We start from the raw sequence: 21,331 nt of genomic DNA on the forward strand, positions 1-21,331 counted from the left end.
ACCGACGACTCTTCAACACATCACCTGTGGGAGCGCTCCCACAGTACCTGACACATACACATCCCGCACGTTCCCCGCCCGAGCCGCAGCGAGAACTAACGGGCCCAACATTGCAGTTGGCCGGGGGGTCGGCACGTCAGGGCAACAGGAGGACGCAATGCGAGCACGTACCCGAATCCGCCGCAAGGCGGTTGTCCTCGCGGCGGTGGCGTCGCTGGGCACCGGGCTGCTGGCCGGCTGTGCCGACGACGGCAACGACGACGACAGCTCGTCGACCGAGGGCGGTGGCGGCAAGACCAAGATCACCCTTGGTCTGTTCGGCACGGCCGGATTCGAGGAGTCCGGACTCTACAAGGAGTACGAGAAGCTCCACCCCGACATCGACATCCAGCAGACGGTTGTCGAGCGCAACGAGGTCTACTACCCGGCCCTGCTCAACCACCTCACCACCAACAGCGGCCTCCAGGACATCCAGATGGTCGAGGTCGGCAACATCGCCGAGATCGTCCAGACCCAGTCGGACAAGCTGCTCGACCTGTCGAAGTACGGCAAGAAGAGCGACTACCTGGAGTGGAAGTGGCAGCAGGCCACCACCGCCGAGGGCCAGACCATCGGTGTCGGCACCGACGTCGGCCCGATGGCGATCTGCTACCGCACCGACCTGTTCAAGGAGGCCGGACTGCCCACCGACCGCGAGGAGGTCGGCAAGCTGTGGGCGGGCAGCTGGGACAAGTTCGTCGAGGTCGGCAAGGACTACAAGGCGGACGGCCCCAAGGGCACCACCTTCCTGGACTCCCCCGGCGGCATGCTCCAGGCGATCCTGAGCAGTGAGAAGGACCGCTTCTACGACTCCTCCGGCGAGGTCATCTACAAGACGAACCCGGCGGTGAAGTCCGCCTTCGACCTCACCGCGGAGGCCGCCGAGGCCGGTCTGATCGGCAACCAGACGCAGTTCCAGCCCGCCTGGGACACCACCATCGCCAACAGCAAGTTCGCCGCGATGTCCTGCCCGCCGTGGATGCTCGGCTACATCAAGGGCAAGTCCAAGCCCGAGGCGGCCGGCAAGTGGGATGTCGCCCAGGCGCCGAAGTCCGGCAACTGGGGCGGTTCCTTCCTGACCGTCCCGAAGTCCGGCAAGAACGCGGAGGAGGCGGCCAAGCTCGCCGCCTGGCTGACCGCGCCCGAGCAGCAGGCCAAGCTGTTCGGCGTGCAGGGCAGCTTCCCGAGCACCCCGGCGGCGTACGAGTCGACCGAGGTGACCGGTGCCAAGAACGACATGACCGGTGACGCGCCGATCGGCACGATCTTCGCCGAGGCCGCCGCCAACATCCCGGTCCAGACGATCGGCCCGAAGGACCAGATCATCCAGCAGGGCCTGACCGACAACGGCGTGGTCCTGGTGACCCAGGGCAAGTCCGCCAAGGAAGCCTGGGACAACGCCGTCAAGACCATCGACAACGCCCTGGACCAGTGACCCGGATGAGCACTGGGCACGACACCGCCGCCGCGTCCCCCGCAAAGGAGGGGGGCGCGGCCCCGGGCCGCCCGTCGGGCGAGGGTCCGGACACCGAGCAGGAGCTGCGGCGCCGGTCCAAGCTGTCCCGCCGTTGGCAGCGGGACATGCGCTGGAGCCCGTACGCCTTCGTCTCCCCGTTCTTCCTGCTGTTCCTGGCCTTCGGCCTGTTCCCGCTGGTCTACACGGGCTGGGCCTCGCTGCACCAGGTGGAGCTGACCGCGCCGACCGACATGGAGTGGGTCGGCCTGCGCAACTACACCCGGATCTTCGACGACGAGTTCTTCTGGAACGCGGCCGAGAACACGCTGACCATCGGCATCATCTCGACCGTTCCGCAGCTGCTGATGGCGATGGGCATCGCCCACATCCTCAACTACAAGCTGCGCGCCTCGACCTTCTACCGGGTCGTCATGCTCGCGCCCTACGCGACCTCGATCGCCGCCGCCTCGCTGGTCTTCGTGCTGCTCTTCGGCCGCGACTACGGCATGATCAACTGGGCGCTGGGCGCGGTCGGCATCGACAACATCGACTGGCAGAACGACCAGTGGGCGTCCCAGATCGCCGTGTCGACCATCGTCATATGGCGCTGGACCGGCTACAACGCGCTGATCTACCTGGCCGCGATGCAGGCGATCCCGCAGGACCTGTACGAGTCGGCCGCGCTGGACGGGGCCAACCGCTGGCAGCAGTTCTTCCATGTCACGCTGCCCTCGCTGCGCCCCACGATCCTGTTCACCGTGGTCGTGTCGACCATCGGCGCCTCCCAGCTGTTCGGCGAGCCGCTGCTGTTCGACGCCAACAAGGGTGCCTCCGGCGGATCCCAGCACCAGTTCCAGACGCTCGGCCTCTATCTGTACGAGCAGGGCTGGGTGAACCAGCATCTGGGCCGTGCCTCCGCCATCGCCTGGACGCTGTTCCTGATCCTGATCGTGGTCGGCATCGTCAATTACGTCATCTCGCGCCGGCTGCGCGCCAGTAGTTAGGAGACCGGCCGTGACGACGACACTGACTCCAGCCTCCGAGACACCTCCGGAGAAGACCCGGCGGGTACGGCGGCCGAAGGCGGCCCGGGCCGGCGGAACCCTGCACGCGGGACCGATCGCGTACGTGATCCTCGCGCTGTTCACCATCGGCTCGCTGTTCCCGCTGGTGTGGACGGCGATCGCCGCCTCCCGGGACAACCAGCGGCTGGCCGAGACCCCGCCGCCGTTCTGGTTCGGCTCGAACCTCTTCGACAATCTCGATCTCGCCTGGAACGACGCCAACCTGGGCGAGGCGTTCATCAACACCACGTTCGTGGCGGGGGTGTCGGCGGCGACCATCGTGTTTCTGTCGACGATCGCCGGGTTCGCCTTCGCCAAGCTGCGCTTCAAGGGCCGTAACGCGATGATGCTGATCGTGATCGGCACGATGATGGTGCCGCCGCAGCTCAGTGTGATCCCGCTGTACATGATGGTCGCCGAGCTCGACTGGGCCGACCAGCTCCAGGCGGTGATCTTCCCGTCGCTGGTGAGCGCGTTCGGTGTGTTCTTCATGCGGCAGTACCTGCTCCAGGCACTGCCCGACGAGATCATCGAGGCGGCACGGGTGGACGGCGCGAGCAGTTGGCGCGTGATCTGGCACGTGGTGTTCCCGGCTGCCCGTCCCGCGATGGCGGTCCTGGGCATGCTGATGTTCGTGCAGACCTGGAACGACTTCCTGTGGCCGTTCCTCGTGCTCACCCAGAACGGCAATCCGACCGTGCAGGTGGCGGTCGCGGGTTTGGGCCGCGGCTATACGCCGGACCAGTCCCTGATCATGGCGGGCGCGCTGCTGGGCACGCTGCCGCTGCTGATCGTGTTCGCGATCTTCGGCAAGCAGATCGTGGGCGGCATCATGCAGGGCGCGGTCAAGGGCTGAGCCCCCGTATCCCCGAACCTCCTCAGGGGCCGGGTCACCGCCGCTCCGGCCCCCTTCTTCCTCCTCCCCATCCCCCCTGTCCGTCGGCCTGTCCGACTCTCTATGGGAGCGCTTCCATGCCTGACTCCGCACAGCCGGTGACCCCGGCGACCTTTCCTCCCGCCTTCCTCTGGGGCGCCGCCACCTCCGCGTACCAGATCGAGGGGGCGGTGCGGGAGGACGGCCGTACGCCGTCGATCTGGGACACCTTCAGCCATACCCCCGGCAAGACGGTCGGCGGCGAGACCGGTGACATCGCTGTCGACCACTACCACCGATTCCGTGACGACGTGGCACTGATGGCCGAGCTGGGCCTGACGGCCTACCGCTTCTCCATCTCCTGGTCCCGGGTGCAGCCGACCGGGCGGGGGCCCGCGGTCCAGCGGGGCCTGGACTTCTACCGCAGTCTCGTGGACGAGCTGCTCGCGCACGGCATCAAGCCGGCGGTCACGCTCTACCACTGGGACCTGCCGCAGGAGCTGGAGGACGCGGGCGGCTGGCCGGAGCGGGACACGGCGTACCGGTTCGCGGAGTATGCGCAGATCGTCGGCGAAGCGCTCGGCGACCGGGTGGAGCAGTGGATCACGCTCAACGAGCCCTGGTGCAGCGCCTTCCTGGGGTACGCGTCCGGGGTGCACGCCCCGGGCCGGACGGACCCGGCGGCCTCGCTGAAGGCCGCGCACCACCTCAACCTGGCGCATGGACTGGGCGCTTCGGCCCTGCGCTCGGTGATGCCGGCCCGCAACGGGGTGGCGGTCAGCCTCAACTCCTCGGTGGTCAGGCCGGTTTCCGACGACCCGGAAGACCTGGCGGCCCGGCAGCGGATCGACGACCTGGCCAACGGCATCTTCCACGGCCCGATACTGCACGGGGCCTACCCCCAGTCGTTGCTCACGGCGACGGCGCCGCTGACGGACTGGGACTACGTCCAGGACGGCGATCTGGCCCTGATCAACCAGCCGCTCGACGCGCTGGGCCTCAACTACTACACGCCCACGCTGGTCTCGGCCGCCGAGTCGGCCCCGGCGGGCCCGCGCGCCGACGGTCACGGGGCGAGCGCCCACTCGCCCTGGCCGGGCGCGGACGACGTGGCCTTCCACCAGACGCCGGGCGAGCGCACCGAGATGGGCTGGACGATCGACCCGACCGGCCTGCACGACCTGATCATGCGCTACACCCGCGAGGCCCCGGGGCTGCCGCTGTACATCACGGAGAACGGCGCTGCCTACGACGACAAGCCCGACCCCGACGGCCGCGTCCACGACCCCGAGCGCATCGCCTACCTCCACGGCCACCTCTCGGCGGTCCGCCGCGCCATCGAGGACGGCGCCGATGTCCGCGGCTACTACCTGTGGTCCCTGATGGACAACTTCGAGTGGTCCTACGGCTACGACAAGCGGTTCGGCGCGGTGTACGTCGACTACACCACGCTGGAGCGGACGCCGAAGTCCAGCGCCCTGTGGTACGGGCGGGCGGCCCGGTCGGGAGCGCTGCCGGCGGTGGAGTCGGACTAGACCGCTCTTCAGGAGCTGGGCGCGGCACGTGGAGGGGACGTGCCGCGCCCCGGCCGGATGGGGGACCGGCCGGGGCGCGCCCCCCGTGGGTCAGGTGGAGGCGAGGGTCAGGTGCCTACGGCTCACTTCCTACGGCTCACTTGTAGGCCGCGAAGGCCTTGCTGAAGGCGTTCTTGTCCTGGTCGATGGAGCTGCACGTGGCGTCGGCCGCGGGCTTCGGGCCGCCGGGGCAGGCCTTGTCGCGGGTGCCCGACCACATCGACAGCCAGCCGAGGCCCTTGGACTTGGCGAAGTTCACCAGCTGGGTGGCGTCCTCGACCTTGAAGATCTCCGTCACCACGTCGTTGACGCCGATCATCGGGGTGACCGCGACGGTCTTCCAGGCGGCGCTGTCGGACAGCCCGAGCACGCCCTTGATCTGGGCCTGGGTGGCGGTGGCCGCCTGTTCGGCGTAGGTGCCCATGTCGCCGCTGTAGGCCGGGCCGTAGTCCATCGCCATGATGTTGACGGCGTCGATCCGCACGCCGTTCTTCTTGGCGTCGGCCAGCAGGTCGACGCCGGGCTGGGTCAGGCCCTCCGGCATCACCGGGAGGGTGTAGGAGACGTTCAGGTCCGGGTGCTGCTTCTGGAGCTTGGCGATGGCCTGGGCGCGGCGGGTGTTGGCGGCCGCGTCGGGCAGCGCGCCGCCCTCGACGTCGAAGTCGACCTTGGTGAGGTCGTAGGCCTCCACGACCTTGTTGTACGCCGCCGCCAGCGCGTCCGCCGAGGAGCAGGTGGTGGCCAGCTCGCTGCCGGCCGCGCCGCCGAAGGAGACCCGGACGTCGCCGCCCTTGGCGCGCAGCGCGCCGATCTGCCCGGCGACCGCGTCGCTCGCCAGGTCGCTCACGCCGCCCCACTTGGGCGTGCAGCCGCCGCCGTCGGTGATGAAGGCGAGGTTGTAGTTCTTCACGCCGGTGGCCTCGGCGGTGCCGACCAGGTCGAAGGCGGGGTAGAGCGAGGTGTCGACGTACGGGGCGAACCCGGCGTTGGCGGTGTTGCCGCTGCCGGTGGACTCCGTGGCCGTCGGGGTGGGGGTGGCCGTGGCCGTGGGGGTCGGCGTGCTGGTCTTGGTGGGGGTCGGTGTCGGGGTCGCCGTCTCCGTCGGGCGCCCGGACGGCTCGGGGGTCGCGCCCCCGTCCGTCGAGCACTTGACGCCGTCCACGACACAACCGCTCGGGTCGCCCGAGCCGTTGACGACGAAGCCGACGGTGACCGACTCCCCGGCCTTGAGGCCGTCCTTGTCCCAGGCCGGGGGCTTCACGGTGACCCGCGAACCGCTCACACTGGACTCGGCGTTCCACAGCGAGCTCAGCTTCGCGCCCGACGGCAGGTCGAAGGTGAGGGTCCAGTCGGCCTTCGTGGAGCCGGTGCCGTTGGTGACGACGTACTGGGCGGTGTAACCGGTCGACCAGTCACTGGTCTTGGTGTACGCGGCGCCCACACCGGCCGCCTGCGCGGTCCCGGTGAGGAAGACGGCGCCGCCACCGACCACGGCCGCGGCGACGACTCCGCCTATCGCCTTGTTCCTGCCACTGACCCTGCGCCGGTGGATGCTCATCGCCTGCCTGCTTTCGCTGCTCACTGGGTGCTGCTCACGAGTGGGGGTGCGGCAGCACGCTAGCGAGGCCGAAACGGGCAAATGGCCTGATCGGGACGAGGGTTGCGGATCTTAGGGTGCGCTTAAGGAAGGGATCGGGACCGGTTAAAGGACAAGACCATTCGGCTGCCCCGGCGTCTGCGCACCCGGTGCCCGCGCCGCTCGGGCGCCCGACCGTCGAGCTGGATCCAGATCCGCACCTCGGTGCCGCCGAGCACGGAGGAGCCGATGCGCACATCACCGCCCGTGGACTCGGCGAGCCGGCGCACGATGTCCAGGCCGAGCCCGGTGGAACCGGCGCTGCCGGAGCCCCGGCCGCGGGCCATCGCCGCCTCCGGGTCGGGTATGCCGGGCCCGGCGTCGGACACCAGCACGATCACCGCGTCCTCGCCGTTGTGCACGTCGACCGCGAAGGCGGTGCCCTCCGAGGTGTGCCGGAAGACATTGCCGAGCAGGGCGTCCAGCGCGGCGGCCAGGTCGGCCCGCGCCACGGGTATGCGCACCGGCCGGTCGACCCCGGCCACCCGCACCTTGCGGCCCTCGTCCTCGGCCAGCGCCGACCAGAACTCCATCCGCTCGCGCACGACCTCGGCCGCGTCACAGCCGGCGCCCGGACCGATCGCCGCCGTCTGCGGCTTGGCCTCCCGCGCCGTCCGGATGATGGTGTCGACCTCCCGCTCCAGCTGGGCGACCGCGGCCCGGGTCTGCTCGGCGGCCGGTCCGTCGCCCAGCGAGGCGGCGTTCAGGCGCAGCACGGTCAGCGGGGTGCGCAGCCGGTGCGAGAGATCGGCGGCCAGCTCCCGTTCGTTCGCCAGCAGTTGGACGACCTGGTCGGCCATGGAGTTGAACGCGGTCGCGGCCAGCCGCAGTTCCTTCGGTCCCTCCTCCGGCACCCGGGCGCCCAGCTTGCCCTCCCCCAGTTCGTGCGCGCCCTCGACCAGGCGCTGCGCGGGCTGCACCATCCGGACGCCGAGCCGGTCGGCGACCGCGACCGAGCCGACGATCAGGGCGATACCCACGACGGCGAGGACCGCCCAGGCCGTCGAGACGCCGTTGCTGACCTCGGCCTCGGGGACGTACACCTCCACGACGGCGATCTCGCCGGAGCTGATCGCGACGGGCTGGAGCAGGGTGGAGCCGCCGGGCACCTCCGTGGTGGAGGCGCGGCCGAGCTTGCGGACGGTCGCGATGTCGTGGCGGGCGGCGCGCTGCCGGCCGATGTCGACGGCCTCGGCGCCGTCGGCCGCCGGTATGTGCACGGCCATCTCCGCCTCGGATCCGGCGGAGGCCACGACCCGTTCGAGCTGGTCGCGGTCGGTGGTGATGGACAGCGCGGGGGCGACCGCGGCGGCCTCCCGCTCGGCGTTGGAGAAGGCGCGGTCGCGGGCCATCTCCTTGATGACCAGGCCGAGCGGCACGGCGAAGGCCAGCACGACCATGGTGGTGACCGCCAGCGAGACCTTGACCAGGGCCCATCTCATCGCGGCGGCCCCCCGGGCACCGGTGGCTCCAGCTTCACGCCGACCCCGCGCAGGGTGTGCAGATAGCGCGGGCTCGCGGCGGTCTCGCCGAGTTTGCGGCGCAGCCAGGACAGGTGCACGTCGATGGTCTGGTCGTCGCCGTAGGACTGCTGCCACACCTCGGCGAGCAGTTCCTTGCGGGGGACGACGACGCCGGGGCGGCCGGCCAGGAAGGCGAGCAGGTCGAACTCTCGGCGCGTCAGGTCGAGGCGTACGCCGTCCAGTTCGGCCTGGCGGCGCAGCGGGTCGACGGTGAGGCCGCCGACGCGGAGCACTGACTCGGGCGGCGCCTCTCCCGCGGTGGCCCGGGAGCGGCGCAGCACGGCGGCCATCCGGGCGGAGAGGTGCTCGACGGAGAACGGCTTGGTCAGATAGTCGTCCGCGCCATCGTTCAGCAGCCGGACGATCTCCGTCTCGTCGTCGCGGGCGGTGGCGATGATCACCGGGACGTCGGTGATCCCGCGCAGCATCTTCAGGGCCTCGGACCCGTCCAGATCGGGCAGTCCGAGGTCCAGGATGACCACGTCGAAACGGAAATGGGCGACCTCGCGCAGCGCCTCAAGGGCGGTGCCGACACTGCGCACGGTGTGTGCGGCGTCGGTCAGATGCCGGATGAGGGCCGAGCGTACGAACTGGTCGTCCTCGACCACGAGCACACTTGCCATGCGCCGCACCGTACGCCATGCGGGGGAGCCCGGTCCGGACCTGTGGACAACTGCCGGGCTGTGGACAACACACGACACCAGTGGGGCGGGTGAGGCAGTATGGCCCGCGATGCGCAGAGGACTCGTACACGTACTGGCTTGGTCGCTCGCCACGGGCGCGGCGGTCACGCTGTCGTGGTGGGGCGTCCACACGGTCATGGCGGGCACGGCGTACGACCCGCCGCGCGCCCTGCCCATCGCGGCGGCTGACGCGACCACGCAGGAGTCGAAGCCGCTGGCCTCCTCGACGCAACGGGGGGCTCCGTCGGGCACCCCCACGAAGAGCCCGTCGTCCCAGCCGCCTTCGACGAAGAAGCCCAACGCCTCCAGCACGCCCACCCGCACCCCGGCCGCCCCGGCTCCCCCGGCCTCCGGACAGGTCAAGCCCTACGACACCGACGGTGGCCGAGTGGTCTTCGACCTGCGCGACACCTACGCCACGCTGGTCTCGGCGACGCCGGGCACGGGCTGGTCGATGCAGGTGTGGAAGACGGAGTCCTGGATCCGGGTGGAGTTCGCCCAGGGCGCGGACCGGGTGTCGGTATTCTGCACCTGGCACGACAGCGCGCCGCGGGTGACGGTCGAGGACTACTGACCCTCCGGCCTCGGCGGAAGCCTTCCGTCTCAGGGAAAGCCTCCGGTCTCAGCGGAAGACCGAGGCCGGTGGCGCGGGCGAGGCCACTGCCGCGGCGTCCGTGACCGGGGTGGCGCCGCCCGTGAAGTCGAGGAGCGACCTGCCGTGCTCGACCCGCGCCGGGTGCGGGTCGGAGGCGGCCCGGCGGGTGAGTTCCGCGACCGGGAGCGGGTGGTCGGCGGCCACCAGTACGGCGTTGCCGAAGCGTTTGCCGCGCAGCACCGTCGGATCGGCGACCAGGGCCAGCTCGGGGAAGCGGACGGCGGCGGTGGCGATCTGGCCGCGCAGATGCGCGAGCGGCGGTCCGTCGGCGAGGTTGGCGGCGTACCAGCCGCCGGGGCGCAGTGCGCGGCGGACGTCGTCGAGGAACTCGGTCGAGGTCAGATGGGCCGGGGTGCGGGCGCCGCTGAAGACATCGGCGATGACGAGGTCGGCCCAGCCGTCGGGCACCTTGGCGAGCCCTTCGCGGGCGTCCGCCGACCGCACCCGGATCCGGGCGTTCCGGTCCAGCGGCAGCTCACGGCGGACGAGTTGGACGAGGGGCGCGTCCCGCTCGACGACCTGCTGGGTGGAGCGGGGGCGGGTGGCGGCGGCGTAGCGGGCCAGGGTGAGGGCGCCGCCGCCGAGGTGCACGGCCTGGATCGGGCGGCCGGGTGGGGCGACGAGGTCGATGACGTGGCCGAGCCGCCGCTGGTACTCGAAGGAGAGGAAGGCCGGGTCGTCCAGGTCGACGTGCGACTGCGGCGCCCCGTCGATGAGCAGGGTCCAGGCGCGCGCCCGGTCCCGGTCGGGTATCAGCTCGGCGAGCCCTCCGTCGACGGCCTCGACGACGGCGGCGGCCGCGTCCTGGCGCCGGGAGTTTCTGGACTTGCCCATTCGGCCATTATGCGGAGCGGGGCCTGATCACGCAGGCCGCGGTGGGCGGGGTCACAGGCAGGGGTCCCGAAGCCATCGGCGGGGTTCCCGGCGTCACCGCCAGGGATCCCGGCGTCGCCGCCAAGGGTCACTGGCAGTTGTCCGCCGCCTCGATCAGCCGGGCCGCTTCCCCGAGCGCCGCCCGCAGCACCGCCGGGTCCGTCGCGAGGTCCGCCTCGCCGGGCGGCAGCAGCCAGTCGGAGCCCTCCGCCGGCGGCTCGGGGGGCAGACTCAGGCCCCGGCCGTCGGTCCGGGTGCAGATGCTGCCGGGTACGTCCCAGCCGGCGGCGGTCCCGGGCGGTACCACGAATCCGAGGGTGTCGCAGCCGTCGTCGTGCAGAACGGGCCCCACCGCGTCCCCCGCCCCGCGGCGCAGGATGTCGACCGCCTCAAGACCCTGCCGCGCGGGCACGGTCACCAGATCGCAGTTGTGATTGATCTCCATCCCGGCCTCCACCACGGAACCCCTCCTCGAAACGAGCGGGTCGGGAGTCGGGCGGCTCCCGTTCCAGGAAGTTCAACGTGGCACCACGTCAACGGCTACGGCACAAGTCCGCCGCAAAGGATGGCAGTTCATGGCAGATGCTGGATGAGATATCCGGTTTGTAGCCAAACACCACATGCCGGGTCCGGCGCAGCAGGTACGTTCTTGCCCGCCGGGCACCGGGGGTACGAAGCGAACAAATCGTTCAACTCGCCACCAGTTCGGCATGGTTCGACGGTTCGCACGAGAGGACCCGGCCATGACGTCGTCAGAGCTGAACTCGTCCCAGCTTCCCAGACCACCCCGACCGAACCTCGCGTTCCGGCAGTTGCGCGGCAAACGCTCGCCGGCCGAGTTCGCCGCGGCGGTACGCCGGGCCGCGCGCGAGATCGGGGAGCGAGTGTGCTGTGACGCGCGTTACATCGGCCGGGTCGAAGCGGGCGAGATCCGTTGCCCCAACTACGCGTACGAACGGGTGTTCCTGCACATGTTCCCCGGTAGCACGCTCACCGATCTGGGCTTCGCGCCCCGGGCGTCCGTTCGCGGGCGCCGGGCGCGCGAGGCGGAGGACGCGCCGGCGTCTCACTCCGTGAGACCCGCGTTCATCGTGAGTGAGACATGGGGGGCGCCCGAGCCGTATGTGACGCAAGACCCGTACGACACGCACGAGAAACCCGAGGAGAGCGACGTGCTGCGTCGCGCATTCATGACCGGCGGAGGCGCCACGGTGGCCGCCGCCTCGCTCAGCCCTTTCGGGCTCGCCATCGACGCCACGGCCGCGGAACGCCCCGCGCGGCGTATCGGGACGAGCGAGGTGGCGGCACTGGAGGAAGCGGTCCGCAGGATCCGGCTGCTGGACGACCGGCACGGCGCGGACGGCCTGTACCGGCGCGCGGCGGCACCGCTGCGCGCCGCTTACGCGCTGCTGGACGCCGGTACGACTCGGCACGCGGCAGGTGAACGGCTGCACTCGGGCGCCGGTGAGCTGGCCATCTCGGTCGGCTGGCTGGCGCACGACTCGGGGCGGTTCGACGACGCGCGCTCGCACTACGCGGAGGCGCTGGCGACCGCCCGGATGGCCGGGGATCCGGGTCTTGAGGCACACGCCTTCTGCAACACGTCGTTCCTCGCGCGGGACGCGGGGCGCCCGCGTGAGGCGGTGCGCGCCGCGCAGGCCGCACAGCGCGTCGCGCGCCCGCTCGGCTCCGCGCGCCTGATGTCCCTGCTCTCGCTGCGCGAGGCGGGCGGCTGGGCGGGCCTCGCCGACCGCACGGGCTGCGCACAGGCACTGGCGCGGGCACAGGCGCTGTACGCGCGGGGCCGCTCGGACGCCGACCCCGAGTGGATGAGCTTCTACGGCGAGGCCGAACTGGAGGGCCTGGAGGCGCAGGTCTGGTCGACGCTGGGCGACTGGCGCCGGGCGGCACGGCACGCGGGCCGCGCGGCCGATCTCCAGGACCCGCACTTCAGCCGCAACATCGCCCTGTACACGGCGGAACTGGCCGACGACCTCGCGCGCGGCGGGCGCCCGGACGAGGCGGCGGCGGCCGGAATGCGCGTCCTGGACCTGCTGGCCGAGGTCCAGTCCTCCCGCATCCAGACCATGCTGGCGGGCACGGCCCGGGTGCTGCTCCCGCACCGGAGGGCGGCCGGAGTGTCGACATTCCTGGAGCGGCACGCGAGTGTGCCGCGAGCGGTGTGACGGGCGAGGCGCGAGGCGTTCAGCCCGCCAGGTGCCCCACGTCGTTCCAGTTCTCCAGCGCGGGCTCCCCGTAGGCCCAGCCCAGGACCGACAGCGAGGTCGGGTTCAGGCGGATACGGGCCGCGAAGTCCAAGGGCAGACCCAGCCAGCGGGCGCCTATGGAGCGCAGGATGTGGCCGTGGGCGAAGATCAGGACGTCGCGGTCGGCGGAGCGCGCCCAGGACACCACCTCGTCCGCCCGCGCGGTGACCTCGGCGAGGGTCTCGCCCTCGGGGACGCCGTCCCGCCAGATCAGCCAGCCGGGGCGCAGGGACTGGATCTCGTCCGGGGTCAGGCCCTCGTAGGCGCCGTAGTCCCACTCCATCAGCGTGTCCCACTCGGTGGCCCGGTCCCCGAACCCCGCCAGCTCGCAGGTCTCCCGCGCGCGGACCAGCGGGCTGGTGCGCACCTCCACCCCGGGCAGCCCGTCCAGCGGCGGCCGGTGCAGCCGCTCGCCGAGCAGCTTGGCCCCGCGGCGCCCCTCCTCCAGCAGCGGCACGTCCGTCCGCCCGGTGTGCTTGCCGGACAGCGACCACTCGGTCTGTCCGTGCCGGGCCAGCAGAATGCGCGGTGCCATGGGGTCCGGAGCCTTTCCAGGAATATGCGAGGCGGAACCCCTCCATCATCCCGCACCCTGTGAGGGGGCAACCCGGCGGGCGATCTCTGCGTCTATCAGGGCCGGGGGCGCCTGACGGAGGCGTGCACGTACACCGTAAGGTGGCCTGTCCGGGCAACCGGCGCCACAACGAGAAGGGGGAGGCGATCGGATGCCGCACGCCGAGACACCAGGCATGAAGGCGGCTCCGCGAACCCGTCTGCGCTGGTGGACCGAGCTGCCACTGATCGTTCTGGTGTACGCGTGCTACTCGGCGGGCCGGCTGCTGGCCCGTGGCGACGTCACCTCGGCCGTGGACCACGGCCTGGCGATCCTGCGCGTCGAGAAGGTGCTGTTCCTCAACGCCGAGCACCCGCTGAACCGTCTCTTCACCCGCGAGCCCTGGCTGGGCGTGCCGGCGGACTTCTGGTACGCCTCGCTGCACTACCTGGTCACCCCGGTGGTCCTGGTCTGGATCTTCCGGTCCCGTGCCGTGCACTACCGCGTCGCCCGCACCTGGCTGATGACGTCCACCTTCATCGGCCTGATCGGCTTCACCCTGATGCCGACCTGCCCGCCCCGGCTGCTCTCCCCGACCTACGGCTTCGTGGACACGATGGCCTACTACAGCTCGTACGGCTGGTGGGGCGGCGAGGCCAGCGCCCCGAAGGGCCTCGGCGGACTGACCAACCAGTACGCGGCGATGCCGAGCCTGCACTGCGGCTGGGCGCTGTGGTGCGGTGTGATGCTGTGGCGGTACGGCGGGAACCGCATCACGAAGATCGCCGCGGTCATCTATCCGACGGTGACGGTGATCGTGGTCATGGGCACCGCGAACCACTACTTCCTGGACGCGGTCGCCGGCGCCGCGGTGATGGGTGCCGGACTGCTGCTCACGCCGTACGTCCTGCGCTGCGCGGACCGGGTCCGGGCCCGCTTCGAGGGGCGCGGCTCGCTGGTCGCGGCGAGCTCGGCGCGGGCGTCGTCCGAGGCCGCTCCCACGGCGTCCTCGGTGGCATCTCCCGCCGCAGAAGCCCCGATTGTCAGTGGCGGATGCCAGACTTCCGCGGGTGAGCGATTTCCACGGCAGCGCGATTCACGGTTCGAGCCCGGAGCCGAACCGGGTGCCTCTCCCACGGACGCGGGGGACGGCGCTCCGGCAACGGCTCGCTGAGCTGCGCGGTCCCGAGGTAGCGGCCAAGGCGCTGGACGCCCGCGCGCTGGCCGCCCTCGCCGCCAACCCCGGGTGCAGACGGCGCGCGATCCTGGACGGCGCCGGGGTGAACAAGACGGCACTGGCGAGCGCGCTGGGCGCGCCCTCGGCCTTCGGGCAGTCACAGTTCGCCCTCACCCGCGGCAACGCCTTCGAGGCGAAGGTCAAGGCGGACGGCGGCGCCGAGCTGCTGCGGCTGGTGCACGCCAAGGTGGACCGCGCGGCCGAACCGCCCGCCCGCGCGCGCGTGCCGGACCTCGCCGCGTCGGGCCCCGAGGGCCGCACGGCCCGTACGGCACTGGCGCTGCGCGAGGCGGTCGAGGCACCCGGCGCCTGGACCCTGCTGGACCACCCGATGCTGGCGCTGGACGTCGCGGGCTCGCCCGCGTTCCTGGAGCCGGACGCGGTGGTGGTGCACCCCGACGGCAGCTGGACGGTCGTGGAGATCAAGTCCTTCCCGATGCTGGACGGCTCCGCGGACCCCGCGAAGGTGGGCGCCGCGGCCCGCCAGGCGGCGGTGTACGTACTGGCGCTGGAGCAGGTGGCCGCCCGCCTCGCCGAGAACGGCCCGCCCCCGCGCGTACGCCACCGCATCCTCCTCGTCTGCCCCAAGGACTTCTCCAACCAGCCCACCGCCTCCGCCGTCGACATCCGCAAGCAGCGCACGGTGACCGCCCGTCAGCTGGTCCGGCTCACCCGGATCGAGGACATCGCCGACACGCTCCCCGAGGGCACCTGCTTCGACCCCGCCCTGCCCGCCGCCGACCTGACGGCCGCGGTGGAGTCGGTCCCGGCGACCTACGCCCCCGAGTGCCTGTCCGCCTGCGAACTGGCCTTCCACTGCCGCGACCGCTCCCGCGCGGCGGGCGCGGTCACCTCCCTCGGCCGCTCGGCCCGCGCCGACCTGGGCGGCCTGGCCACGGTCGAGGACGTCCTGGCGGCGGCCCACGGCACATCGGGCGACCCCTCCGACCCCGCCGTGGCGGCCCTGCGCAGAGCGGCCCACCTCCGCGCCGAGGCCCTCGGCACCCGGGAGGCGGTCCCGTGTCCCTGACCACTGCCCCGGCCGCAACGGCACCGCCCCGAGCCGCGCACCCGCGAGCCAAGGCCCTCGGCACCCCGGAGACCGACCCGTGTCCCTGATCACCACCCTGGCCCGCCTGGAGGCGATCAGCACCGGTCGCGCGCAGCCGTCGGCCACCGTCCGGCATCGGCATCTGTCCGAGCGGCCACTGGTGTTCGTGCCGCTCACCACCGCCGGTGAGGCCGGTGCGCCGCTCGGCGCCCTGGTCGGTACCGAGCGCGGCGCGCCCCGGCTGCTGGTCGTGCCGCAGCCGCGCGACCGCGATCTGCGGTTCGCGTTCCTGGCCGACCTCGCCGACACCGTGCTGCCGCACATCGAGGCGCACACGGAGGTCGTCGAGGCCGCCGAGCGCACCGACACCGACCCGGAGACCGGCAAGCGGGTCAAGGTCGAGGTCGACCTGTGCGCGGACGCGGCCCAGCTGATCGTCCCGAGCCGCGCGGGCCTGGACTACGTCCGCCTGCTCGGCCGCTCGATGCGCTTCCGGCGTACGGCGGAACAGGACCCGGACACGCCGTACCCGGCGCCGCCCCGGGTCCCGCTGCTGGGGCGCTGGCTGACGCAGTACGGCGAGCGGTCCCGGGTGCCCGGCTCCTCGTTGCTGCTGGCCATGACGGACGTACTGGCGAGGCACTGGGCGACCGGCCAGTCCACCCTGGAGGACCAGCACCTCGGGGCGCTGCTCTCCTGGATCGACCCGCCGGAGGGCGAGACCGGCGCCGCGGCCGCCCTGCGCGCGGAGCTGGGGCGCGACGACCAGGGCCAGTTGCTGTGCCCGCCCGCCGGACCGGCCACCGACCCGGCGTTCGACAACAAGCTGCTCGCCCCCGCCTTCGAGCGCTACGACCGGGCCCGCACCGCGCTCGCCGCCGCCGAGGACGGTCTGGAGGCCGACGACCGGCTCGCGGTGCTGACGGCCGCCGAGCGGGAGATCCGCGCACTGGTCGAGAAGAGCATGCGGCCCACCTGGGACGCGGTGTGGGCAGGCCTGGATCTGCTGCGGGAACTGCCCCCCGGTGCCCATGTCGAGGAGCGGTGGACGCGCGACCGCTGGTCGTTCACCGCCCACCGGGACCGGATCACGGCCGGCGAGCCCCCGCAGCCGCGCCGTGACGACGCGGTGACGGCGGCGAACAAGCTCGCCTCGCGGGAGCGCGAGCAGGCCCGCCTCGATGCCCAGGAGGCCCTCGACGACCCGCTGGTGATGGCCGGGCGGCGGCTTGCCGGGGAGGCGTTCGTGGGTGAGGTCACCGATGTCGTGATGGCGTACAGCGAGGGCAAGCGGCCCAGTCCGCGCCCGCTGGTCACCGTGCGCACCGACGACCGGCCGCAGCTCGCCGAGCGGGTCAGGGCGTACCGCTCGCTGGGCGGGAAGCCGCAGGCCACGGAGCTCGTCGGGGCGGACGGCGATCAGCTGACCCTGCGCGTCCTGGACAAGATGGGCCGCGGCAAGGAGCCCGAGGAGGGGTCCGTGCCGGAGAAGGGCGACCGGATCTGCTTCACGCTGTTCGAACACGAGCAGCGGGGCGGGGCGAAGCTGCCCGACCCGGAGCAGACCCCGTGGACGCACGGCGGGCCGCCCGGGGAGGCGCTGCCGGAGGCCGCCGACCGGCTCACCGAGGAGGACGTCCTGTGACCGCCGTGTTCGATCCGGGCGCGGCGGCCGCGCAGGCCACCGACGCGATCCTCGCCGACACCCTGCACGGCATCCACCGCGGGGTCGTCGTGGACTCCCCGCCCGGCGCCGGGAAGTCCACGCTGGTGGTGCGGGCGGCGCTGGAACTGGCCGAGGCGGGCCGCCCGCTGATGGTGGTGGCGCAGACCAACGCCCAGGTCGACGACCTGGTGCTGCGGCTCGCCGAGAAGAACCCGGACCTGCCGGTGGGCCGCCTGCACAGCAGCGACACCGACCCGTACGACAAGGCGCTCGACGGCCTGGCGAACGTACGGAAGTCGGCGAAGGCCGCGGATCTCACCGGGCTGCCGGTCACGATCTCGACGGCCGCGAAGTGGGCGCATGTGAAGGTCGACGAGCCGTGGCGGCACGCGATCGTGGACGAGGCGTACCAGATGCGCTCGGACGCGCTGCTGGCCGTGGCCGGGCTGTTCGAGCGGGCGCTGTTCGTGGGCGACCCGGGTCAGCTGGACCCGTTCGCGATCGTGGGCAGCGACCAGTGGGCGGGCCTGTCGTACGACCCCTCGGGCTCCGCGGTGACGACGCTGCTCGCGCACAACCCCGAGCTGCCCCAGCACCGGCTGCCGGTGTCCTGGCGCCTGCCGGCGTCGGCGGCGCCGCTGGTCTCGGACGCCTTCTACCCGTACACGCCCTTCCGCAGCGGCACCGGACACGACGACCGCCGCCTCACCTTCGCCGTCCCCTCCGACGGCTCCGCACCGGACCGCGTGATCGACGAGGCGGCCGAGTCCGGCTGGGGCCTGCTGGAGCTGCCCGCCCGGCACACCCCGCGCACGGACCCGGAGGCGGTGGGCGCGGTGGCGGCGGTCGTACGGCGGCTGCTCGACCGGGGTGGCGCGGCCACGTCGGAGCGCTCGCCGGACCCGGCGCCGCTGACCGCGGACCGGGTCGCCGTCGGCACCGCGCACCGCGACCAGGCGGCGGCGGTGCGGGCGGCGCTGGCGGACCTCGGCGTCCACGACGTCACGGTCGACACGGCGAACCGGCTCCAGGGCCGCGAGTACGACGTCACCGTCGTCCTGCATCCCCTCTCGGGCCGCCCCGACGCCACCGCCTTCCACCTGGAGACGGGCCGCCTGTGCGTCCTGGCCTCCCGCCACCGGCACGCCTGCATCATGATCTGCCGAGCAGGTGTGAGCGACCTCCTGGACGACTATCCGTCGACGGAACCGGTCCAGCTCGGAACGGTGGTGAAGTTCCCGGACGGCTGGGAGGCAATGATGTCCACATGGGATCGCTGGTCCGAGCACCGGGTGGCCTGGCGGCCCTGACCGCCCCTCCGGCAGCTGCCCCGGCGGGCGATCAGCGCGACGCCGCCCCACCCGCCGGAGGCGGCCGATGGTTACAGGCCAACCACGCGGTGCTGGCACGGCTGGCGGAACACAAGGTGGCGTGGAGGGGCTGACCTGGGCCTCGATGCCCTCTTGCGTGGGCGCGAGACAATGGACGGTGGCCCGCTTCACCGGGGTCATCACTGACGTACGAGGAGGAGAAGACATGGCGGAGCCCACGCCGCGTCGGAACGAACCGCGGCTACGCCCCGCGCCCCTGCTCTTCGAGCCCACGCAGGCGGCCGCCGACCCGGAGCACTTCTTCGACCTGGAGTCGATCGACGACCCCCGGGCGCTGCTGGCGCGGGCCACCGAGCTGACGCTCGCGTTCCGGGCGGCGGCCGACCGTGCCGTGGAGTTCCAGGCCATCGCGGCGGCCCAGCTCGCCGACCCCCGGCACTTCGACCGGCTGACCACCGCGGACATCGCCGAGCGGGCGGAGTGGACCGAGGACTACGCCAAGAAGATGGTCGAGTTCGGCAGAGACCTGCTGCGCGGGGCGGTCGAGGGGCGGGAACACGTCGACCCCGTGTGACTCGGGGCATATGCCAGGCGGGCAAGAAACGGGCAAGATACTCCCCCGCACCCGCCCCTGTCCCGGTTTCCGGCAACTCTCCGAAAGGGGACGCTCACGGCCGGTACATCTGATGGCCATGAGCAGTTGCCTCGACGCCGCGGGCGTCACCCCGGACGGAGCCGCCTGGCTGGCCTCAGCAGGAACGTATCCGCGCAGCACCCTGGCGTTCTGGGAGGAGCGTCCGGACGCCCCCGTCGTGCTGCCCTGTGGATCGGTGTTCGACGTGGTCAGCACCCCCGCGATGTTCGGGCGCCGGATGCTCGACCGGCTCTGGGACGACGGCCCGGGTTCCGGACCGGTGGCTGTGTTCCGGGGCCGGATGCTGCTGTTCGCCGCCCCCGGCACGGCTCAGCGGCTGCCGTCGCTGCTCGGCTGGGAGGAGTTCGGCCGGACCGAGAACATCCCGCCACTGCTGTGCCACGGCAACGGCGACGCGGTGACCGTCCCGGCCCCGGCCGGCGCCCCCGCGCCCGCCCCCGCCGGCTCCCGCTGGTTAGTGGCCCCGGACACCCCGCACCCCTGGCTGCCGGGCCCCGAGATCCTGCTCTGGGCGGCCGTCCGAGCAGCCCGCGCGGCCGTGCGGATATCGATTTTTCCTCCCGCCGACCATGATGCTAAGGTCTACGACGTCAGCAGGCGCCGCTAGCTCAGTTGGTTAGAGCAGCTGACTCTTAATCAGCGGGTCCGGGGTTCGAGTCCCTGGCGGCGCACGACACTGGAAGGCCCCTCGTGAGAGCGAGGGGCCTTTCATGTATGTGCACAATCGCCTGCGCGAGACCGCCGCCCTACCCCCTCACGATCCGCACCGTCCAGGCCCCCGATGCCGTCCGTCCCTCCACCTCCACCCGTACGTCCTCGCCCGGCACCGTGAAGCTCTCGCCCAGGGCGACCGGGGCGTCGGCGAGGGCGGGGTAGACGGAGTCCTCCCAGCAGGCCTCGGTGCGGGGGTGGGCGTCGATGACCTCGATCGGGCCGCGGCCGGACTCGGCACCGCTGCTCACGCGGTAGACGAGGACGCCGTCCCGGCAGGCCTCCGCGTCGTTGCCGACCCGGCCGCGCGCCTCGAAGGCGAGCGCGCTGTCCGCGCCGGTGCGGACCACCGCGAGCTTGGTGCCGCCGCCGAGCCCGAAGGCGGGCGCCCCCGCCGCGCCGGTCACCGGGACGCCCGGTCCGGCCCCGAGGGGCTCCAGGGTGAGCCGGGTACCGCCCCGCTCACGGACACAGGTCACCTGACGGGGGTCCAGCCAGCCGAGTTTCCACTTGTGCCAGGCGAACAGGTCGGGGGCGAGCCCGAACTGGCTGCCCATCAGGTCCCAGTCGCCGACATAGGTGTCCCAGTCGCCCTGGCCGTCCATGGGCCGGTGGTAGAGGTCCGGCAGGTCGAAGACGTGGCCCGTCTCGTGGGCGAGGACGAGACGGTCCGGGGGATGCTGCTCGAAGACCGTGACCACCCGCCGGATCTCGGCGCCGTCGGCGGTCAGCGGGGCGTCCAGGTTGACCACCTTCGTGGCGTCGGAGTCCACCCCGGGCGCGTCCGGGTCGGCGACGAAGTAGACGACGTCATAGCGCGAGAAGTCCACCCGGCTGTCGGCCACCGCCAGGGCGTCGCGCAGATAGGCGGACCGGTGCGCCGGAGTCCAGTCGCGCTGTATGGCGTACGCCGTGGACGGGCGGGGCATCCGGATCCAGTCCCGGAGGGGGTGCGGGCGCAGGGAGAAGCGGCCGTAGGAGGCGCGTTCGAAGAAGCGGCTGGTGGCCGGGAAGTGGTCGGCGGTCAGCTCGGCGGGGCTGGTCAGCGGGAGCGAGTCGGGGAAGGACAGGAAGACCATCACCGCGTCCAGCGAGGTGTCCGGGCGCGGATAGGCGGCGTTCCAGGTGTCCAGGCCCTCCGAGTGGTGGGCGTCGGTGCGCTTCAGCGCGCAGGGCGCCGCCGCGAAGGGCTCGGCGACCGAGGGGGCGGAGACCAGGGAGGTCGCGGCGAGCGCGGACATCGTGGTGAACAGGGCGGCGGTGGTGCGCAGTCGGGGGCATTCCCGCAGCCGGCTCCCGAGCCCCCGGAACGTCGCACGGGTGAGTTCCCCGAGCGGGAGCTGACGCGGCACGTGGACCTCCGGGAGCGGTTCGCGGGACACCGCACCCAGCCTGTGTGAATTTGTCGTACTACGCCCTGTTTGTCTGCACCGGAAGGGTGAGAGGGCCGGGAAAGTACGGGCTCCGACACCCCCGAATCGCT

General features: G+C 72.1%; 19 protein-coding genes and 1 tRNA gene. 13 read left to right on the plus strand and 7 right to left on the minus strand.

The genetic code is table 11. The features are described from left to right. Positions 1–157: 157 nt before the first annotated feature. The 4 genes from STRCI_RS15795 (at position 158) to STRCI_RS15810 (ending at position 4,968) form a co-directional block, all read left to right on the plus strand. Positions 158–1,474, plus strand: a complete 1,317-nt coding sequence (locus STRCI_RS15795; protein ID WP_269659590.1) for an ABC transporter substrate-binding protein — start codon at positions 158–160, stop codon at positions 1,472–1,474. A gap of 5 nt (positions 1,475–1,479) precedes the next feature. Then, positions 1,480–2,499, plus strand: a complete 1,020-nt coding sequence (locus STRCI_RS15800; RefSeq protein WP_269659591.1) for a carbohydrate ABC transporter permease — start codon at positions 1,480–1,482, stop codon at positions 2,497–2,499. 10 nt (positions 2,500–2,509) lie between these two features. Next, positions 2,510–3,415 carry a carbohydrate ABC transporter permease gene (locus STRCI_RS15805; RefSeq protein WP_269659592.1) on the plus strand — a complete coding sequence of 302 codons (906 nt, stop codon included), beginning with the start codon at positions 2,510–2,512 and terminating at the stop codon, positions 3,413–3,415. Between the two features lie 116 nt (positions 3,416–3,531). Next, positions 3,532–4,968 (plus strand): GH1 family beta-glucosidase, encoded by a 1,437-nt coding sequence (locus tag STRCI_RS15810; RefSeq protein ID WP_269659593.1) that lies wholly within the window; start codon positions 3,532–3,534, stop codon positions 4,966–4,968. Between the two features lie 136 nt (positions 4,969–5,104). Here STRCI_RS15810 and STRCI_RS15815 read toward each other — a convergent pair whose 3' ends face one another. From STRCI_RS15815 to STRCI_RS15825, 3 genes are all read right to left on the minus strand, one after another. After that, on the minus strand, positions 5,105–6,565 hold the full coding sequence (locus STRCI_RS15815) for a glycoside hydrolase family 18 protein (RefSeq protein WP_269659594.1): 1,461 nt from the start codon (positions 6,563–6,565) through the stop codon (positions 5,105–5,107). A 122-nt stretch (positions 6,566–6,687) separates the two neighbouring features. Further along, positions 6,688–8,085, minus strand: coding sequence for a HAMP domain-containing sensor histidine kinase (locus tag STRCI_RS15820; RefSeq protein ID WP_269659595.1), 1,398 nt, complete (start codon positions 8,083–8,085; stop codon positions 6,688–6,690). Then, positions 8,082–8,789, minus strand: a complete 708-nt coding sequence (locus STRCI_RS15825; RefSeq protein WP_269659596.1) for a response regulator transcription factor — start codon at positions 8,787–8,789, stop codon at positions 8,082–8,084. Before STRCI_RS15825 ends, STRCI_RS15820 begins: the two co-directional genes overlap by 4 nt. Before the next feature lie 109 nt (positions 8,790–8,898). Here STRCI_RS15825 and STRCI_RS15830 point away from each other — a divergent pair, with 109 nt between their 5' ends. Next, complete coding sequence (locus tag STRCI_RS15830; RefSeq protein WP_269659597.1) at positions 8,899–9,423, plus strand: hypothetical protein; 525 nt, start codon at positions 8,899–8,901, stop codon at positions 9,421–9,423. A gap of 48 nt (positions 9,424–9,471) precedes the next feature. Here the strand turns inward: STRCI_RS15830 and STRCI_RS15835 are convergent, their stop codons facing one another. Together STRCI_RS15835 and STRCI_RS15840 are read right to left on the minus strand one after the other, a co-directional pair. Beyond that, positions 9,472–10,338, minus strand: a complete 867-nt coding sequence (locus STRCI_RS15835; protein ID WP_269659598.1) for a spermidine synthase — start codon at positions 10,336–10,338, stop codon at positions 9,472–9,474. A 127-nt stretch (positions 10,339–10,465) separates the two neighbouring features. Beyond that, entirely contained in the window at positions 10,466–10,822 is a 357-nt protein-coding gene (locus STRCI_RS15840; protein ID WP_269659599.1) for a hypothetical protein, read from the minus strand. A gap of 298 nt (positions 10,823–11,120) precedes the next feature. Here STRCI_RS15840 and STRCI_RS15845 point away from each other — a divergent pair, with 298 nt between their 5' ends. Next, a complete protein-coding gene (locus STRCI_RS15845) occupies positions 11,121–12,563 on the plus strand; it encodes an NsdA family TPR-like regulatory protein (RefSeq protein ID WP_269659600.1) in 1,443 nt (480 codons plus the stop codon). A 19-nt stretch (positions 12,564–12,582) separates the two neighbouring features. Here STRCI_RS15845 and STRCI_RS15850 read toward each other — a convergent pair whose 3' ends face one another. Then, on the minus strand, positions 12,583–13,179 hold the full coding sequence (locus tag STRCI_RS15850; RefSeq protein WP_269659601.1) for a histidine phosphatase family protein: 597 nt from the start codon (positions 13,177–13,179) through the stop codon (positions 12,583–12,585). Positions 13,180–13,369: 190 nt separating this feature from the next. Between STRCI_RS15850 and STRCI_RS15855 the strand changes: the two genes are divergently transcribed. From STRCI_RS15855 to STRCI_RS15885, 7 genes are all read left to right on the plus strand, one after another. After that, on the plus strand, positions 13,370–14,371 hold the full coding sequence (locus STRCI_RS15855) for a phosphatase PAP2 family protein (protein WP_269659602.1): 1,002 nt from the start codon (positions 13,370–13,372) through the stop codon (positions 14,369–14,371). Then, positions 14,322–15,464 carry a hypothetical protein gene (locus tag STRCI_RS15860; RefSeq protein WP_269659603.1) on the plus strand — a complete coding sequence of 381 codons (1,143 nt, stop codon included), beginning with the start codon at positions 14,322–14,324 and terminating at the stop codon, positions 15,462–15,464. Before STRCI_RS15855 ends, STRCI_RS15860 begins: the two co-directional genes overlap by 50 nt. 79 nt (positions 15,465–15,543) lie before the next feature. Continuing rightward, on the plus strand, positions 15,544–17,130 hold the full coding sequence (locus STRCI_RS15865; RefSeq protein ID WP_269659604.1) for a hypothetical protein: 1,587 nt from the start codon (positions 15,544–15,546) through the stop codon (positions 17,128–17,130). Continuing rightward, positions 17,127–18,461, plus strand: coding sequence for an AAA family ATPase (locus STRCI_RS15870; RefSeq protein WP_269659605.1), 1,335 nt, complete (start codon positions 17,127–17,129; stop codon positions 18,459–18,461). Before STRCI_RS15865 ends, STRCI_RS15870 begins: the two co-directional genes overlap by 4 nt. A gap of 226 nt (positions 18,462–18,687) precedes the next feature. Beyond that, the gene (locus STRCI_RS15875) at positions 18,688–19,056 is read left to right on the plus strand and encodes a hypothetical protein (protein WP_269659606.1); all 369 of its coding nucleotides are present in this window, start codon (positions 18,688–18,690) and stop codon (positions 19,054–19,056) included. A 118-nt stretch (positions 19,057–19,174) separates the two neighbouring features. Continuing rightward, the gene (locus tag STRCI_RS15880; protein WP_269664557.1) at positions 19,175–19,744 is read left to right on the plus strand and encodes a bifunctional DNA primase/polymerase; all 570 of its coding nucleotides are present in this window, start codon (positions 19,175–19,177) and stop codon (positions 19,742–19,744) included. Next, positions 19,735–19,808: transfer RNA gene (locus STRCI_RS15885), tRNA-Lys, on the plus strand. The genes STRCI_RS15880 and STRCI_RS15885 overlap by 10 nt, the downstream gene beginning before the upstream one ends. 75 nt (positions 19,809–19,883) lie before the next feature. On the opposite strand, the gene STRCI_RS15890 is transcribed toward STRCI_RS15885, so the two are convergent. Beyond that, the gene (locus STRCI_RS15890) at positions 19,884–21,230 is read right to left on the minus strand and encodes a M6 family metalloprotease domain-containing protein (protein ID WP_269659607.1); all 1,347 of its coding nucleotides are present in this window, start codon (positions 21,228–21,230) and stop codon (positions 19,884–19,886) included. Positions 21,231–21,331: the final 101 nt, after the last annotated feature.

The sequence above is a fragment of the Streptomyces cinnabarinus genome (assembly GCF_027270315.1).
Classification (GTDB): domain Bacteria; phylum Actinomycetota; class Actinomycetes; order Streptomycetales; family Streptomycetaceae; genus Streptomyces; species Streptomyces cinnabarinus.

Bases quoted from the DNA above. Each gene is read 5' to 3' on its own strand.
- STRCI_RS15815 (WP_269659594.1), bottom strand. From the start codon at position 6,565: ATGAGCATCCACCGGCGCAGGGTCAGTGGCAGGAACAAGGCGATAGGC.
- STRCI_RS15840 (WP_269659599.1), bottom strand. From the start codon at position 10,822: ATGGAGATCAATCACAACTGCGATCTGGTGACCGTGCCCGCGCGGCAG.
- STRCI_RS15810 (WP_269659593.1), top strand. From the start codon at position 3,532: ATGCCTGACTCCGCACAGCCGGTGACCCCGGCGACCTTTCCTCCCGCC.
- STRCI_RS15800 (WP_269659591.1), top strand. From the start codon at position 1,480: ATGAGCACTGGGCACGACACCGCCGCCGCGTCCCCCGCAAAGGAGGGG.
- STRCI_RS15830 (WP_269659597.1), top strand. From the start codon at position 8,899: ATGCGCAGAGGACTCGTACACGTACTGGCTTGGTCGCTCGCCACGGGC.
- STRCI_RS15825 (WP_269659596.1), bottom strand. From the start codon at position 8,789: ATGGCAAGTGTGCTCGTGGTCGAGGACGACCAGTTCGTACGCTCGGCC.
- STRCI_RS15880 (WP_269664557.1), top strand. From the start codon at position 19,175: ATGAGCAGTTGCCTCGACGCCGCGGGCGTCACCCCGGACGGAGCCGCC.
- STRCI_RS15850 (WP_269659601.1), bottom strand. From the start codon at position 13,179: ATGGCACCGCGCATTCTGCTGGCCCGGCACGGACAGACCGAGTGGTCG.
- STRCI_RS15875 (WP_269659606.1), top strand. From the start codon at position 18,688: ATGGCGGAGCCCACGCCGCGTCGGAACGAACCGCGGCTACGCCCCGCG.
- STRCI_RS15835 (WP_269659598.1), bottom strand. From the start codon at position 10,338: ATGGGCAAGTCCAGAAACTCCCGGCGCCAGGACGCGGCCGCCGCCGTC.
- STRCI_RS15845 (WP_269659600.1), top strand. From the start codon at position 11,121: ATGACGTCGTCAGAGCTGAACTCGTCCCAGCTTCCCAGACCACCCCGA.
- STRCI_RS15855 (WP_269659602.1), top strand. From the start codon at position 13,370: ATGCCGCACGCCGAGACACCAGGCATGAAGGCGGCTCCGCGAACCCGT.
- STRCI_RS15820 (WP_269659595.1), bottom strand. From the start codon at position 8,085: ATGAGATGGGCCCTGGTCAAGGTCTCGCTGGCGGTCACCACCATGGTC.
- STRCI_RS15795 (WP_269659590.1), top strand. From the start codon at position 158: ATGCGAGCACGTACCCGAATCCGCCGCAAGGCGGTTGTCCTCGCGGCG.